The following is a 14592-nucleotide window of genomic DNA, read 5'->3' on the forward strand; positions in this document are numbered from 1 at the left end:
ATGGGGGCGGAATTGTGCTTCTGCGCGCTGCCTAAAACCGCCTCCGAAAAGCCCGAACACCCCGCGCTGTGCATGCGAGTGTGTAAGATAAAATAATGCGCCTGCACGGTGGTGGCACCCGTCAGCTACTCAACGTCTGCTACTCAACGATGTAAATTGCCGGCGCGCTTTGACCGTCTAAGAAACCCAACCCTGCGTATGAGAGGGAAAGCCTGTGTCTGAAACCGAGAACACTCAGCCTGATTCTGCGACCCCTAGCTATCCCACGCAGGGTGAGCGCATCGCCCCCGGATCGCGCCGTGACCTGCTGCCGAATAACTACGATGCGAAGAAGGCACGCATCCTGTTTGTGCATGCACACCCGGACGACGAAACCTCCTCGACCGGCGCAACCATGGCGTACTATGCGCAGAAGGGCGCGGAGGTGTACCTGCTGACCGCTACCCGCGGTGAACTAGGTGAGGTCATCCCCGAGGAGCTACACCACCTGGAGGTCGGTAAGCCCGGCTGCCGTGATAATGGTGAGGCGCTGGGTGAGTATCGCACCGGTGAGCTTGCCGGCGCTATTAAGGCACTCGGCGTGAAGAAGCAATTCTTCCTGGGTCAGGAACCCGCCGTCGCTGAGGGCGCGCTGCCCCTGTACCGTGACTCCGGCATGGCGTGGGGCCCGGAGGGTAAGCCCGTCGCCAACCCGGTGGCGGCGGAGGACTCGTTGACCGCGCAGCCGCTGGAACCGCAGGCTCAGGCGCTGGTTGCCGCTATCCGCGCCCTCACCCCGGATGTTCTGGTCACCTACGATTCGGACGGCGGCTACGGCCACCCCGACCACGTGCGCGTGTACGAGATTGTGCACCGTGCCCTGCAGATTCTTGAAGATGACGAGGACCGCCCGATTCTTACCTGGGGTATTGAGGGTGAGTTCGACGCGGCTGATCAGCGCCTGCAGGCTGCTATTTACGGTGACGGCACCGCCAAGCGCAAGGCAATGGAGGCGCACCGCACCCAGATTACGGTGGTGGACGAGAAGACTTTTGAGTACTCGAATAAGGTGCCGCAGAAGATTTCTTCCGTGGAGACTTTCCGTGTGCTCGACGGTGACCCGACGGCGACCGTGCACCCGAAGCCGCAGGAGGCTGGTCTGGTGGCGGGCGTTCTGACCGGCTCGATTCTGGGTATTTTTGCCGGTATTGCCGGGTCGATTTACCACGCTTGGGTCGTTTATGCGGGTGATACCGCCCTGCCCCTCGGCTTGCTGGTGGCGTACCTGACGGTTTTCTTTACCGCCCTGTGGTGCGCCCTGTCGCTGCGCCGCGGCTACGCGGCGGCGGTTGTGGCTGTTGCCGTGTTCGTGACCGTGTACGTGCTCGGATACGGTCGCCCCGATTCGCCGTTTGTTTTGGTGAACCCGGGTCATTCGGCGATTGGCTTCTACGGTGCCCTGTGGTGGTTTGGTGCCCCGGTTGCGGCGATGCTGGGCATGCTCGTGTACACGCGCGCTCGCGTGAAGGACGCGCAGTATTTCTCGCCGCGTGCGGCGCATCAGCGTGCGCGCGCTAAGAAGTAGCCTGAAGGCTATTACTATGTCATAACGTGGGGGAGGGGCGTTCCGGTTAGCCGGGACGCCCCTCCTGCTGTTTTTGGGCGCTGCACCGCTGCTGTCTTCTGCACCCGCCGGATAGAGGCTCAGGTAGAGGACAATAGGGAAGAAAATTTATGCGTTATTCGGTGAATTTAGCGGAGGTGGAAATAATGGCAACTTCATCAAAAAATTCATATGACGAAGATTTCATTTTTGGCTTAATCTATTTTTAAAAGCCAGCCGACTAGTCGTAATGCAAATAAATACCAGGTCAGCCTAGCCTAAAAAATACCCCCACAAACCCAATGACCCACTGTCTGATACACCACGAAAATACTGTTAAACAGTCAGCGCGCGATAGACTATACACAGACTTCCCCGCCGGGTACCAACCACTCGGCGGTTTACTCTGTAGATTCTGCCCTGCAGCAGACGACCCGCAGAACGGCGGGCACGGGGCGAACAGCTTCTAGAAAGGCACACCAATGACCTACGTAATCGCGCTTCCCTGCGTGGATGTCAAAGACCGCGCATGCGTTGAAGAATGCCCCGTCGACTGCATCTACGAAGGCGAACGCACCCTGTACATCCACCCCGATGAGTGCGTGGACTGCGGCGCCTGCGAGCCCGTCTGCCCCGTAGAAGCAATCTACTACGAAGACGACGTCCCCGAAGAGTGGAGCGAATACGTCAGCGCCAACGCAGACTTCTTCGACGACCTGGGTTCCCCCGGTGGCGCAGCAAAGCTCGGCCCCACCGGCAAGGACGTGCCCTTCATCGCGGCACTGCCCCCTCGTGGCGAGTAATCCCTGCGGCGAGTAATAACGACAACCGCATAGACTGACCGCACCCGCTAACGGGTGCCAAGAGCCTCCATCTAGCACCCGGTGCCCACGCACCGTCTAGGCGCTGGAATGGAGGCTCTTGCTGTAGGCACGCCAGCGCCCGGACGCTAGACTAAAATGACGAAAACTATTCCCAAGCAACCAGGTGACACAATGACTTACGGCCTGAACCTGCCCGAATACCCCTGGGAGGCGCTCGCCCCCTACCGCGCAACCGCGGCCGCCCACCCGGACGGTCCGGTGGACCTGTCCATCGGCACCCCGGTCGACCCGACCCCGCAGAACATTCGCGAGGCGCTGGCTGCTGCCTCTGACGCTCCCGGCTACCCGACCACCCACGGCACCCTCGCCCTGCGTGAGGCTATTGCTGAGTGGTTTGCGCGCCGCCGCGGCGTGACCGGTCTGAGCCCGGACGCGATCATGCCCACGGTCGGCTCGAAAGAGCTTGTGGCGTGGCTGCCGTTCCTGCTGGGTCTGGGCCCGGGCGATGTGGTCGTGTACCCGCGCGTTGCGTACCCCACCTACGATATGGGTGCCCGCTTCGCCCGCGCCGAGTCCGTGCCCGCTGACAGCCTGGATGAGCTGGACGCTGACACCCGCAGCCGTGTGAAGCTGATTTGGGTGAACTCCCCGGCGAACCCGAACGGTGTGGTGCGTACCGTGGAGCAGCTGCGTGAGATTGTGGCGCAGGCGCGTGAAATCGGTGCCGTGGTGGCATCTGACGAATGCTATGCGGAGCTCGGTTGGGGTGCTTGGGATGAGGTGCGCGGCGGTCAGCCGGTGCCGTCTATCCTGGATCCGCGCGTGTGCGATGGCGACTTCACCGGCCTGTTTGCGGTGTACTCGCTGTCGAAGCAGTCGAACCTCGCCGGTTACCGCGCCGCGTTCATCGCCGGTGCCCCCGAGCTGATGCCGAACCTGATTAATAGCCGTAAGCACGCCGGCATGATTGTGCCCGCCCCCGTGCAGGCTGCCATGATGGTGGCGCTGGCTGATGAGGCACACGTGGAGGCTCAGAAGGACCTGTACCGTGCCCGCCGTGAGGTACTGCAGGAGGCGATTGCCGCCGCCGGTGGCCGCATCGAGAATTCTGAGGCTGGCCTGTACCTGTGGACCACTTTCGGCGAGTCCACCTGGGATTCGATTGGTCGCCTGGCGGAGCTGGGGATTATTGCTGGCCCCGGCGTGTTCTACGGCGAGGACGGCGAAGGCTACGTGCGTATCGCCCTGACCGCTTCTGATGAGGCGGTGGCGAAGGCTGCTGAGCGTCTGAAGGCATCTGCATCTAAGTAGTCCCGACAGGTCTAACTAGCCTGCATGGCAGAAAGCCCCCGCGCCCTCCCACTAGGGAGGAAACGCGGGGGCTTTGCTGTATCCGCTGATTGCCGTTGGCTGAGGAGCCCGAACGAGAAGGGCTACTTGCGGCCGCCGGGCAGAACGAACATCTGAACGGTCGGCGGGTTCGGGTTATCCAACTCGCCGGGAATCAGCTCGCGGGTCACCTTAGCGGAGGTGCGCGATGCCAGGCGGTCGGTAATGCCGGTTGCCACAGCCGTCAGGATGAAGTTCACAATCACGAACAGCGCCGCTGCCAGAAGCAGGGTCTGCAGCACGTTACCGTCACCGGAGCCGATGCGGCGCGCCGAAGCGAGCAGCTCGGGGTAGGAGATGATGTAACCGAGGGCGGTGTCCTTCAGAATCACAACGAACTGGCTGAGCATCGAGGGCATCATCGCGGTGAACGCCTGCGGAATCAGAATCTGAATCAGAGTCTGGCTGGGGGTCAGACCGATTGCCAGACCCGCCTCACCCTGACCGCGCGGAAGCTGCTTCACACCCGAACGCAACAGCTCAGCAATCACCGAGCCGTTGTACAGGGTCAGGCCAATCACCACGGCGATGAAGGGCAGCTGAGCCGGCGGAAGGCCGCTGTACTTGCCCAGGAACAGCCAGAAGAAGATCATCATGATCAGCACGGGCACGGCGCGGAAGAACTCCACGACCACGGTACCAATCCAACGGAATACACGGTACTGAGACAGTCGAGCAATACCGAAGAGCAGACCGAACGCGATGGAGGTGACCACCGAAATCGCTGCCGCCGACAGGGTTGAGGCGAGGCCCGGCAGGTAGTAGGAAGTCCAGGCACGGGCGGTGAACAGATCAGTCCACTTCTCCGGCTCCAGCTGGCCCTTCTCACCCATCACGGTCAGCACGTACACCGCGAAAATCGCGAAGACGATGAGTGCCGCAATGTTGAAGATGCGGGTGCGGCGCTGAGCAATGGGGCCCGGCTCATCGAAAAGCACCGAAGAAGCGGCGCGGGTTTCATTACTGATAAAGGGGTTTTTCATCGCTTCACCGCCAGCTTACGAGAGGACCAGGTGGTCAGGACACCAATGGGAACAACAATAATCACGAAGCCCATTGCGAAGATCATGAAGATGGCAAGCACCATGTTCGCGTCGAACTCAATCATGGACTTCATCATGCCGGAAGCCTCAGCCACCGACGCCACGGAAGCCACGGTCGTGTTCTTCGCCAGAGCAATCAGGGTGTTACCGAGCGGGGTGATGGAACCGCGCAGAGCCTGCGGGAAAATCACCAGGCGGGCGGTGTCGAAGAAGCCCAGACCGATAGCGCGTGCTGCCTCAGCCTGCCCCTTCGGCACGGTGTTCACACCCGAACGAATCGCCTCGCAGATGAACGCCGCGTGGTAAATCGACAGCACAATCACCGCGTACACGAAGAAGTTCGTGTCAAAATCGTGCGAGAAGGAGAGCTGGAACTGAGTCCACACACCCAGAATCGCCAGGGTCATCAGAATAGTCAGCGGAGTGTTACGCACCAGGTGCACGTAGGCGGTACCCACCCAGCGCAGGGACGGAACGGGGCTGATGCGCATGAGCGCCAGCACGGTACCGATGACGAAGGAGCCAATAGCCGCCCAGAAGGTCAGCTCAATATTGGTCATGAAGGCGCCGAGCACATCGTACTTTGCCAGGAGGGCGCCGAGTTGGTCAAAGAATGACATTCGTGAACCTCTCTAGAGACTAGGCGCAGGAAGCGCTCGGGGACGGCGGGTTCTTTTCGGTGTTGTAGTGGTAGCCGGTACCTTCGGTGTACTTGGTGACCAGCCTCTCCCAGGTGCCGTCGGCGACCATCTCGTTGATTGCCTTGTTCACGGCCTCGCACTTGTCGGTGCCCTTGGGCAGACCCACACCGTAGCGTTCAGTGGTGAACGGTGCACCAACCACCTTCAGCTTGCCCTTGTTCGCCTTGGTGGCTGCCAGACCGGCGAGGATGATGTCGTCGGTGGTGACGGCGTCCACCACGCCGCCGTTGAGGGCGACCACGCAGTCGGAGTAGCTATTCTGCTTGACCAGGTTCACGTTCTTGGCGAACTTGTCCTGCACCTTCTGGGCGCTGGTGGAGCCGGTGACGGAGCAGAGGTTCTTGCCGTTGAGGTCGTCCGGGCCGTGAATATCGGTGGTATCGGCACGCACGAGCAGGTCCTGACCCGCGGTGTAGTAGGGGCCGGCGAAGTCCACGGTCTTCTTACGGCTATCAGAGATGGAGTAGGTCGCAAAGATCATGTCCACCTGGCCGTTGTTGAGCATGTTCTCACGGTTGGCACTGGGGGACTCGACGAACTCAATCTGGTCTTCGGAGTAGCCGAGCTTACCGGCGATGTAGCGTGCTACGTCCACATCGAAGCCGGTGTACTGGCTGCCATCCTGGTAACCGAGGCCGGGCTGATCGAACTTGATGCCGATGCGAATCTTGTGGTCGTTGTTTGCGCTGGAGCAACCGGCGAGGGTGCCGGTGAGGGCGAGGGATGCTGCCGCGGCGAGCGCTGCCAGCTTGCGTGAATATTTTTTCATTTCACCCTCCGGATTAGTGGTCGATGATCTTGGACAGGAAGTCCTTGGCGCGGTCGCTCTTCGGGTTGGTGAAGAACTCGTCCGGGTGGGCTTCCTCGACGATTTCGCCGTCGGCCAGGAACACGATGCGGTCGGCGGCCTTGCGGGCGAAGCCCATCTCGTGGGTCACCACGATCATGGTCATGCCTTCCTTCGCGAGGGAGACCATGGTGTCGAGCACCTCGTTGACCATTTCGGGGTCGAGCGCGCTGGTGGGCTCGTCGAAGAGCATGACCTTGGGCTTCATGGCGAGGGCGCGGGCGATGGCGACGCGCTGCTGCTGGCCACCGGAAAGCTGGGCGGGCATCTTGTTCGCCTGGGAATCCACGCCGACCTTTGCGAGCAGCTTCATGGCCTCCGCTTCTGCCTCCGACTTGGAGATTTTGCGGATGCGGCGGGGGCCGAGGGTCACGTTATCGAGGATGGTCTTGTGCGCGAAGAGGTTGTACGACTGGAAAACCATGCCGACCTCTGCGCGGAGCTTGGCGAGGGCGCGGCCCTCCTTGGGCAGTTCCTGCCCGTCAATCTTGATGGAACCGCTGGAGATGGTTTCGAGGCGGTTGATGGTTCGGCAGAGGGTCGATTTGCCGGAACCCGACGGGCCGAGGAGGATGATGACTTCGCCCTTGCCCACGGAAAGGTTGATGTTCTTCAGAACGTGATTAGTGCCGTAGTACTTGTTGACGTCGGTAATCTCTACGAGATTTTTCTGTGCTGCGGGAGCTGCCTGTGCGGACATCACTAACCTTTCATGTGAGATGTATCTATGATGCGGGTTACAAAAATGGTGTGTTTTCAGTTTACATGCGCCATGTAACACGCGTGTAAATTATTCGTTTCCCTATTGAAACACTGTGAATTTTTAAGGGGTAGTGCATAGTTATAGTATTTTTGACGTAAAAATACGGGTCAAAAGCACCTCTTCTGCGTAAAAGGCCCTGACTAGGAGTAACACCGCAAATACTCGGCATGCTCCCGGGAGATGCCAACCGCCTCCGGTGTGTAACTCGCCTGCCGGCAAAAATTTCAAAAAAGCGCGCAAAAATGCCCGATAGGTGATATAACACCTATCGGGCACTCTTCAACACCCCTCACAAGGGGCTAAAACAGCTTAGGCTTCGTAACCGTTGGGGTTGTTCTTCTGCCAGTTCCAGTGGTCGCGAATCATGGTCTTAATGTCGCGGCTAGCGCTCCAACCCAGATCCGCCAGAGCGGAGGAAGGATCAGCGTAAGAGACTGCAACGTCACCGGGGCGACGATCCACAATCTTGTACGGCAGTTCCTTACCGCACGCCTCCTCGAACGCGTGCAGAACCTGCAGAACCGAGTAGCCGTTACCGGTACCCAGGTTCCAGGTGTGCAGGCCGCCGTGCTCAGTAATGTAGTTCAGCGCCTTCAGGTGGCCGTCAGCCAGGTCAACCACGTGGATGTAGTCGCGCACGCCGGTACCGTCAACGGTCGGGTAGTCATTACCGAAGACGTTCAGGTGCTCGCGGCGACCCACAGCAACCTGCGCGATGAAGGGCACCAGGTTGTTCGGGATGCCCGCCGGGTCCTCACCAATACGGCCGGACTCGTGCGCACCAACGGGGTTGAAGTAACGCAGCAGAGCAATGTTCCACTTGGGATCGGAAGCAGCCAGGTCAACCAGCATGTCCTCGATGTGCTCCTTGGTGCGGCCGTAGCAGGACTGCGCATCCATGTTCATCTTCTCGATCAGAGGCATGGACTCGGGCTCACCGTACACGGTAGCGGAGGAGGAGAACACGATGGAGTGGCAGTCAGCCTCGTCCATTGCGTACAGCAGGTTCAGGGTGCCAGCCACGTTGGTCTGGTAGTACCACAGCGGCTTCTCAGCGGACTCGCCCACAGCCTTCAGGCCCGCAAAGTGAATCACAGCGTCGGGGCGAACCTGCTTGAAGAGAGCCTTCATACCTTCGAGGTCGAGCAGGTCAACCTTGTGGAACTCGGGGGCGCGGCCAGCGAGTTCAGCGACGCGCTTGAGGGACTCCTCGGAAGAGTTCGCGAGGTTATCCATGACGACGACGTCGTGGCCTGCCTTGAGCAGTTCAAGTACAGTGTGGGAGCCGATGTAGCCGGCGCCGCCGGTAACGAGTACCTTCATGATGTCCTTTCGGGCTTTATATATCCGGAAAAAGTGCTCCGGATGGGGGACAAAAGCTGTTGAGCTGTATCTAATAGTACAGCCGTGCACGGGGCGTAAGTACTGCGGGACACTGTGCGCTTGTGCACTCTGGTGTGAGCACGTGGGAGGCGCTATTTAGGTGTGTCGACACTCGCCTCCGCCTAGCTTTATAACCCGCAGCTAATCCCACCAGAAATACCATTGGCGGCTCTGGTGAATAAACTCCGTCAGCTGCTCAAAATCCTCAAACACCTGGAACGGAAGATCGGAACAGAACGCGAACTGCTCGACCGCCACCTTCTTCGCCTCCAACGGGTCGGTTACGGGGCGTTCCACCAGAAATTCCAGACAATCGGCATTGTCAAGAGCCGCCGGGATTGCGCCGTACTTTTCACGCCAATAGTGGGTGAACGCCAGCTGCGTTTCGGCGTTCGGGCAGTCATTCCAGCCGCCGAAGGGCAGGTACGCGGGAATATCGGCGGGGTCATCGGTCGGAATCTGCAGCAGGAGCATCTCGCCCTGCTCCTCATCCTGGAGCTCGTAGCAGAGTAGGGCAGAAAGAATCGGGGCGTCATCTTCGGGCTCCTCATCGGGCAGAAAATCGGAGCCCATAAACTCGTCAACAAGCTCATTGAGGTTGAAGTCGTCCGGGTCGTCTTCGCTAGTATCTTCGCCATCGTCCATAACCCGGCGCAACTGCTGAGCAATGACTGCGCTACCGTACTCTTCGGCGGAGGCGGCACCCCGGGCGGTACGGTAACGCTGCAGGACGGCACGAGTGTAGGCGCTCACCTGCTCGGGGGTCAGAGTCTCAACATCGTCAATGATGTCGTGCTCAAGGGATACCGCAATGACCATGCTTTCAAGCACCGTATCGTTCAGGTTCAGGAAGAAGGGGACGAACCCCTCCGTGCGCCCCAGCTGAGCCAACTCATCGTAACGAGCCATGGCATCAGTAGCAGGAACGCCCACCGCAATACGCTCGTGCGGGTAGGGGAAGAGGCGCGTAAAGTGCCGGTAGGTTTCGCTCATCGTCGACTCTGACTTAGTTGATTCAGGCATCTGAGTTCCTCTCTGAACTGTACAAGTGGTCAGTCATGGCGGGTACGCTGTACCCGGTACTACCAGCCTAGCGAAAGCCCAAGCATCCCGCCCTGAAAACGGTCATCGTAGCCACCGCGGATTCGCGCCCAGCCTGTGAAAGCGGCGGAAGAGAGAACACAGGGCACAGAAAAGGGGCCGGGATGCTTCACGCATCCCGACCCCGAAAGTTCACGAACCCCCAACGTTCGCAAGGGCAACCAGCGCTAGTCCAGGTACAGACTAGTTCAGGTGCAGCGCCTCGTTCAGCTCCACGGTGTTCTTCGCACGCGGCAGAACCTCAATCGCGCCGCTCAGCGAATTACGGCGGAACAGCAGGTTCGACACGCCGGACAGCTCCGCAGCCTTCACCACGCGCGCCTCCTGACCGGGCAACAGAACACTCACGCGCGACCCTGCGGTCACGTACAGGCCCGCCTCAACCACGCAGTCATCACCCAGGGCAATACCGATACCGGACTCCGCGCCCAGCAGGGAACGCTCACCAATGGATACGCGCTTCTTGCCGCCGCCGGAGAGGGTGCCCATCGTGGAGGCGCCGCCACCCACATCCGAGCCGTCGCCCACCACAACGCCCTGCGAGATACGGCCCTCAACCATGGAGGTGCCCAGGGTGCCGGCGTTGAAGTTCACGAAGCCCTCGTGCATCACGGTCGTTCCGGAGGCCAGGTGCGCACCCAGGCGCAGGCGATCGCCGTCGCCAATACGCACGCCGGCGGGAACCACGTAATCCACCAGGCGCGGGAACTTATCAATGTGGCTCACGCTCAGGTGGCCCAGCTTGCGCAGACCAATTGCGAGCTTCTGGAACTCGGCAGCGAGCACCGGGCCGTGGTTGGTCCACGCCACGTTCGCGAGGGTGCCGAACAGGCCGTCCAGGTTCAGCTCGTTGGGGCGAACCAGGGTGTGGGAGAGCAGGTGCAGACGCAGGTACGCGTCGAGTGCGTCTTCGGGTGCCTCATCCAGGTTGATGGAGGCGGTGCGCACCTCGGTGCGGGCATTGCGCGCCGGGTGCTCGGCGGCCAGTTCCTCCAGCTCGTCCGCGATGGACAGGTCGGGGGTCTGGGTGAGGGAGGGGGCGGGGAACCAGGCATCCAGGACGGTGCCGGCGTGCTCGCCAGAGACAACAACATTGACCAGTGCGACGCCGGAGGCGTAACGGGGAGTGTTTTCAGACATGCCTTCCATTATAGGTTTGGGGCTTGGCGCCCCTTCAAGACCGTCTCATATGCTCGATATGGGCGTTGTGTGCGCGGGTATGCGCACGGGGGAACCTGTAAGGTTGAAGGATGAGCGTTTCCCCGAATACTTCTGAACGTCACCCGGTTCCGGCACCGCCCCTGAATTTGGACGTGTCTATGCCCGAGCTGACGCGTGCCCTGCTGGATCTTGAGTCGGTTTCTGGTAACGAACGAACGATTGCTGATGCCGTGCACACGGCGCTGTCGTTCTGCCCCCACCTGCACCTGACCCGTGACGGGGACGCCATCATTGCCCGCACCGAATTCCCGCCGCTGCCTGGAGCTGAGGGGGAGAGTGCTGAGGGGGAGAGTGCTGAGGGGGAGCGTACCCGCATTATCCTCGCCGGTCACCTGGATACCGTGCCCCTGCCTACCGTCGAGGGTTCCCTGGGTACTGTGCCCTCTACGGTGCGTGAAGAAGAGGACGGGTACGTGCTCTACGGCCGCGGCGCCACCGATATGAAGGGCGGCGTTGCGGTGCAGCTGAAGCTTGCCGCCGAGCTGACCGCGCAGGACACCGACTACAACCTGACCTACATCTTCTACGACAACGAAGAGGTCGCTAGCGAGCTTTCCGGCCTAGCGCGCCTGATCCGCAACCACGGTGAGCTCATCACCGACGCAGATTTCGGTGTGCTGCTCGAACCGACCAACGGCACCATTGAGGGCGGCTGCAACGGCACCATGCGTTTCTTCGTGCGCACCCGCGGCCTGGCCGCCCACTCGGGTCGCGCCTGGCGCGGTGAGAACGCGATTCACGCCCTGGCACCGGCGTTGGCGGCGCTCGCCTCCTACGAGCCGAAGACCATCGCGGTGGAGGGCCTGGACTATCGTGAGGGCCTGAATGCGGTGCAGATTTCTGGTGGCGTTGCCGGTAACGTGATTCCCGATGCGGCGGCGATGCACGTGAACTACCGATTCGCCCCGGATAAGACCCTGGATGAGGCGGTCGCCCACGTGCGTGAGGTTTTCGCCGGATACGAGCTGGATTTTGTGGACCTGTCCCCGGCGGCTCGCCCCGGCCTGGACACTCCGCTGGCGGCATCTCTGATTGAGGCGGTGGGCGAGGAGCCCCAGCCGAAGTACGGTTGGACGGATGTGGCTCGCCTGAGCGAGATTGGTATTCCCGCCGTGAACTTTGGGCCCGGTGACGCCCTGCTGGCTCACACCGATAACGAACACGTGAGCTTTAGCCAGCTGACCCGCTGCCACGCGGATTTGCGTGCCTGGCTGCTCAGCGACCGTGACGAGGACTAGCCGCGGCGCTAACTCTGTTGGTGCTGATTCTGCCGGTGCTGGCGCTACTATTTGAATTTAGGTGACCGTCAGGGGTTGACGGTCCTGCATGATATGAGATTGACATGAACTTTCTTCTGATTCTGCTTGCCCTGCTGATTTCGGGCATCGCGGTGCTCTCCGTTGTGGCGCTCGGCGGTGAGCGTGCCGTGCCCGGCGCCGCGTTCTTCAGCGGCGTGGGCCGTGACGGCCTGGGCACCTTCGACCGTGTGGAGGATTTGAGTACTTCGGTTCGTTTCTTCGGCGATCCCGAGGACGAAAAGGCGCTTGAGCCGGCATCCGGTGATGCTTCTGCCGATGCAACCGCAGAATCTGCTGATGCTAACGTCGCTGCCGCTGAGCCGGTTCGCCGCGGCGCGGTTCCCCTGTCTGATGATGCGGAGAGCACCTTGAGCGCGCATGACTTTGTGGAGAAGCGAAAGAACCCGCAGGCTGAGGGTGTTCCTTCGGTGGCTGAGGGGAGCTAGCGCCGGTGAGTGTTCCTTCTGCGCACACTAGCCCTGTTCCGCCCGCCCGCGCTAACTCCGCCGCTGACTCGGCACCTCGCACCTCCTCCGCGAAGGAAGAGCAGGGTGAGTCCTTTGACGAGTTGCTGACCTGGGCGTACACCGCCGCCGGTGAGCGCCTGTACCGAATCGGGCAGCGTCTGCGTGCCCTGCCCGCGTGGCTGTCGGTGCTGCTGATTTATGGCCTGTCCCGCGTGTGGGGCTTCGTGGTGTTTGCCGTGGTCGGTCAGCAGCAGTTGCGCAGCCCGTGGGGTCAGCACCTGGATTATTTGTCGTTCATTAGCATCTGGGATGCCGGCTGGTATGAGCAGATTGCGGTACAGGGCTACCCGAGTGAGCTGCCGGTGAACGCGGCGGGTGTGGTGCAGCAGAATCAGTGGGCTTTTTACCCGATTTTCCCGCAGCTTTCCGGTGCTATTAGCCATGCGACGGGCATCGGGTACTATCCGGTGGCGGCGACGGTTGCTCTGCTTGCCGGTTTTGCGGCGGCGTGGGTGATTTACCTGCTGTTTGAGGCGTCGTTGAAGGCGACCGGTTTCACAAGTGAGGAGTCGCCTTCTGCCCTGTCCATGTGGGCTGTGGCGTTGGTGTCGTTCTTGCCGGTGGCGCCGGTGCTTCAGGTTCCGTATGCGGAGTCGCTGAACCTGGTGTTCCTTGCCGGCGCGCTGCTGTGCCTGGTTCAGGGACGCTACGGCCTGCTGGTTCCTGTGGCGGCGTTGGCGTGCCTGTCCCGTCCGGTGGGTGTGCCTCTGGGCGCGGCTGCTGGCCTGTGGTGGTTTGTGTGCTGGGTGCGTTCGAGCCGCCGGTCCGGTATCGGCACGGCGTTTGTGCGTCATTTGGGGCAGTTGATGAGCGCCTTGGTGGTGTGTGCGTGTGCGCTGGTGTGGCCTGCTATTGCGTGGTGGGCTACGGGTCGTGTGGATGCGTACACCGCCACGGAGACGGCGTGGCGCGGTACCCATTTGGCGCCGATTCAGCCGTGGCTTTCGCAAGGTTACCTGTACTTTGGCTATGCGGCTCCGGTGCTGCTGACCCTGCTGATTTTGGGCTTTATTGCTCTGTGTTTGAGCCCGCTGGCGCGTAGGGTTTTGGCGGCTCCGCTGAACCTGTGGTGTCTGAGCTATTTTGCGTATTTGATTCTGTTTTTGAATCCGCAGTCGTCGACGTTCCGCCTGTTGTTGCCGTTGTTTCCGCTGGTGATTGTGGTGGCGGCGGCGAGCCGTTCGCGGGCGTATCGTTGGGCGTTGTTGGTGGCGGGTGCGTGTGCGCAGTGGGGCTGGGTGGGCTGGCTGTGGCATTGGAAGCAGCTCCCCGGCGGTGGAGATTACCCGCCGTAAACCGCTGATTCTTTCCAACAGGTGCTTGAGACCGCCGGTGTGCTGCCGGCGGTCTTGTGCGTTCGGGAGGCGGGTGTGCCTGCGGCTGGAGCCGCTGGTGTGGTGTTCTTAGCCGTGGGCGCAATGCCCCTCCGCGGTGCGGTAGTGTACGCCTTCTGCTTGTCCAGAGCTTAAAGACACGTCCAGAAAGCGCCGCGGGTTCGGCGGTGCTGGCTCGGAACTGATAATCTATATTCTGTGTTTGGTATTAGTGGCACCGAGTTTATTATTTTGGCCATCATCACGTTCGTGGTGATTGGCCCCGAACGCATGCCCGAATACGCCCGACAGATCCGCGAATTCGTCAAGACCGTGCGCCGCATGGCGTTCGATGCGAAGGACGACTTCAAGGAAGCGCTGGGTGAGACGGGTCTGGAAGATATTAACTGGCGCCAGTACGACCCCCGCCAGTACGATCCGCGCGTGATTGTGAAGCAGGCGTTCGCTGAGGATGACGCCGAGCGTGAGCGTGAGGCAAGGGAACGCGAAGAGGCGCTGCTGAAGGAGAAGGAGAAGGCTGAGAGCCGTGCTCTTCCGCGAGGCGCATACGCCCCCTTCGACGTGGACGCAACCTAAGAT

At 61.0% G+C, this 14592-nt stretch carries 14 protein-coding genes; 7 read left to right on the forward strand and 7 right to left on the reverse strand.

Annotation, left to right across the window (positions count from 1 at the left end):
* Positions 1-214: 214 nt before the first annotated feature.
* From HMPREF2528_RS00770 to dapC, 3 genes are all read left to right on the forward strand, one after another.
* Positions 215-1564 (forward strand): PIG-L family deacetylase, encoded by a 1350-nt coding sequence (locus HMPREF2528_RS00770; protein WP_049347063.1) that lies wholly within the window; start codon positions 215-217, stop codon positions 1562-1564.
* Positions 1565-2064: 500 nt separating this feature from the next.
* Positions 2065-2385, forward strand: coding sequence for a ferredoxin (gene fdxA, locus HMPREF2528_RS00775; RefSeq protein WP_005505213.1), 321 nt, complete (start codon positions 2065-2067; stop codon positions 2383-2385).
* A 192-nt stretch (positions 2386-2577) separates the two neighbouring features.
* Positions 2578-3717 (forward strand): succinyldiaminopimelate transaminase, encoded by a 1140-nt coding sequence (gene dapC, locus HMPREF2528_RS00780; RefSeq protein ID WP_070541553.1) that lies wholly within the window; start codon positions 2578-2580, stop codon positions 3715-3717.
* 122 nt (positions 3718-3839) lie between these two features.
* Here the strand turns inward: dapC and HMPREF2528_RS00785 are convergent, their stop codons facing one another.
* The 7 genes from HMPREF2528_RS00785 to dapD all read right to left on the reverse strand — a co-directional run bounded on the left by HMPREF2528_RS00785 (position 3840) and on the right by dapD (position 10782).
* Positions 3840-4778: an amino acid ABC transporter permease gene (locus tag HMPREF2528_RS00785; RefSeq protein ID WP_012903144.1), complete on the reverse strand. Its 939-nt coding sequence runs from the start codon at positions 4776-4778 to the stop codon at positions 3840-3842.
* Positions 4775-5458 (reverse strand): amino acid ABC transporter permease, encoded by a 684-nt coding sequence (locus HMPREF2528_RS00790; RefSeq protein ID WP_012903145.1) that lies wholly within the window; start codon positions 5456-5458, stop codon positions 4775-4777. The genes HMPREF2528_RS00785 and HMPREF2528_RS00790 overlap by 4 nt, the downstream gene beginning before the upstream one ends.
* 19 nt (positions 5459-5477) lie before the next feature.
* Complete coding sequence (locus tag HMPREF2528_RS00795) at positions 5478-6308, reverse strand: glutamate ABC transporter substrate-binding protein (protein ID WP_070541557.1); 831 nt, start codon at positions 6306-6308, stop codon at positions 5478-5480.
* A gap of 13 nt (positions 6309-6321) precedes the next feature.
* Entirely contained in the window at positions 6322-7086 is a 765-nt protein-coding gene (locus tag HMPREF2528_RS00800; RefSeq protein WP_044150265.1) for an amino acid ABC transporter ATP-binding protein, read from the reverse strand.
* Positions 7087-7458: 372 nt separating this feature from the next.
* Positions 7459-8472: a UDP-glucose 4-epimerase GalE gene (gene galE / locus HMPREF2528_RS00805; protein WP_070541560.1), complete on the reverse strand. Its 1014-nt coding sequence runs from the start codon at positions 8470-8472 to the stop codon at positions 7459-7461.
* 201 nt (positions 8473-8673) lie between these two features.
* Positions 8674-9555: a DUF4253 domain-containing protein gene (locus HMPREF2528_RS00810; protein ID WP_070541563.1), complete on the reverse strand. Its 882-nt coding sequence runs from the start codon at positions 9553-9555 to the stop codon at positions 8674-8676.
* A 261-nt stretch (positions 9556-9816) separates the two neighbouring features.
* Entirely contained in the window at positions 9817-10782 is a 966-nt protein-coding gene (gene dapD, locus HMPREF2528_RS00815) for a 2,3,4,5-tetrahydropyridine-2,6-dicarboxylate N-succinyltransferase (protein ID WP_070507644.1), read from the reverse strand.
* A 101-nt stretch (positions 10783-10883) separates the two neighbouring features.
* Here dapD and dapE point away from each other — a divergent pair, with 101 nt between their 5' ends.
* The 4 genes from dapE to HMPREF2528_RS00835 all read left to right on the forward strand — a co-directional run bounded on the left by dapE (position 10884) and on the right by HMPREF2528_RS00835 (position 14589).
* Complete coding sequence (gene dapE / locus HMPREF2528_RS00820) at positions 10884-12092, forward strand: succinyl-diaminopimelate desuccinylase (RefSeq protein WP_070541566.1); 1209 nt, start codon at positions 10884-10886, stop codon at positions 12090-12092.
* A 104-nt stretch (positions 12093-12196) separates the two neighbouring features.
* Positions 12197-12598 (forward strand): taurine ABC transporter substrate-binding protein, encoded by a 402-nt coding sequence (locus HMPREF2528_RS00825; protein ID WP_070507642.1) that lies wholly within the window; start codon positions 12197-12199, stop codon positions 12596-12598.
* Positions 12599-12603: 5 nt separating this feature from the next.
* On the forward strand, positions 12604-13974 hold the full coding sequence (locus HMPREF2528_RS00830; RefSeq protein ID WP_070541569.1) for a hypothetical protein: 1371 nt from the start codon (positions 12604-12606) through the stop codon (positions 13972-13974).
* Positions 13975-14211: 237 nt separating this feature from the next.
* Positions 14212-14589 (forward strand): twin-arginine translocase TatA/TatE family subunit, encoded by a 378-nt coding sequence (locus HMPREF2528_RS00835; protein WP_070541572.1) that lies wholly within the window; start codon positions 14212-14214, stop codon positions 14587-14589.
* The last annotated feature ends 3 nt before the right edge of the window (positions 14590-14592 follow it).

The organism is Rothia sp. HMSC078H08, from assembly GCF_001808955.1.
In the GTDB taxonomy this organism is placed as follows: domain Bacteria; phylum Actinomycetota; class Actinomycetes; order Actinomycetales; family Micrococcaceae; genus Rothia.